At 53.3% G+C, this 1,601-nt stretch carries 1 protein-coding gene; it reads left to right on the top strand.

The annotated features are described in order from the left end of the window. Positions 1–1,575, top strand: a 1,575-nt coding sequence (locus QP908_RS11700) for a hypothetical protein (protein ID WP_284772359.1), incomplete at its 5' end; no start/stop codon positions are given. Positions 1,576–1,601: the final 26 nt, after the last annotated feature.

Here is a 1,601-nt window from a genome sequence, read left to right as displayed (position 1 = left end):
CGAAGCCGCCGGATCAGCTACACTTACTATCGCATCTTGATTAAATCCCCGTGTCCACTTTCCGGGGTTCGGGCCCGGGTGTCGGTGGATACGTCGGTGGATTCTGAGGAGTCGAAGTCGTGGTCTGGGCTGTCGATGAGTACTGTCTCTTCACCGGATGGGGTGAGCCTGTCGGTGTCGTTTATGGAGTTGGGTAATTCGGCGGTGATGCGGCTTACTCATCCTGATGGTGGCGTGAAAGAGCTGTTTGATTCTTCGCGTGTGAGGGTTGAAGAGCGTCTTGATGGGGCGTTGCCTTATCGGTCGTTGAATTTTGATTTGTTGGCGGCTGATGGGCAGCGTGTGCGGTTGTTTGTGCCTCGTGCGGTGGTCACGTCGATTGATTCGCAGGCGTTTAACCGGGCTGAGTTGGCCGGCAGTGTGGTGACGCTGTCGTGCACGCCGGATTCTAATGGTGTGTGCTTATATCGCCTGGTAGATAGGGCCCCGCAGGAGCCTTCTTCGCGTGAGGATATGGGGCCGGATTTTGCGTTTGCTGGCAAGGTGCGCGAGTGGGTGGACTATATTACTGGCGATGGCCGGTTGACGAATCTTGGTGCGATTCGGGTGAATGTGTCTACTGCTCTGGATATTATTTCGCGTATTTCTGAGCGGTCGTTGTTGGATGCGGTGGACCAGCTGATTAATCGTGTGGAGCACACGGTTGCGGATATGACTGATTCGGAGTTGCTGCGCATTATTGCGGATTGGGCTCCGCGTGACCTTATTAGCGGCGCTAATTTGGATAATTTTCGTGCGGCGTTTGACCATGCGATGTCGTGGCTGCGCCGTCGGAGTAAGTCGGTGGCGCATGCGTTGAAGAAGATTGCCACACTGTGGTCGAGCGTTGGTGTTGGTGGGCTGATTGCTGGTTTGTCCAATGGTGATGTGCAAAAGGCTATTGGTGATTTTGTCGCTACGATGGGGGCGAATTGGCAGGATTGGCTTGATGCCATTATGCGTGGGGATGTTGACCATCTGATTGATAATGCGATTGCGTCGGTGGATTTCCCGGCTTTGGGTGATGCTTTGGCGAATATGGTGTCCTCTGCTGGTTTCGCGCAGTGGTCTGGTCCTATTCGTGCGTGGGCTGGGCGCCTGGGCCAGGTGTCTGGTGATGTGGGCAAGATGGTTGGTGATGCGCTGCGTGGCTTTTTGAACCGGCAGAATATTACTGACGTTAATGAGTTCATTCGTGATGCGATGCGCCGGTGGAATGATATTTCTGGTGATTTCATTAAGCGGATGACCTCGGGTGAGATTTTGTCTGATATTGCTCGTGCGGGCAGTAATCTTTATCGGGCGGCGCAGCGTTTGTGGGATTCGGTTATTGATATTGTGCGGGATAATTGGGGTGTTTTTAACCCGTCGAATCTTGTGAAGGCGTGGAATGCGTTTGTGGGTTCGTTGGATCCGGCTCAGTATGGCGATATTGCGAACAGGTTTTTGACGGACTGGAATAATCCTGCTGCGTTGGCAAACGATGTGGGGTTGCCCGCAAATCGTGGACACGTAGTAGAGCTACCTAGCGGTTAGGCAGCGATTTTTTCTTCGTTTCTGGT

This window comes from Corynebacterium sp. MSK204, from assembly GCF_030229885.1.
GTDB lineage: Bacteria > Actinomycetota > Actinomycetes > Mycobacteriales > Mycobacteriaceae > Corynebacterium.
The sequence above is the reverse complement of the archived record's forward strand: the minus strand, read 5'-3'. Positions and strand labels throughout refer to the sequence as shown.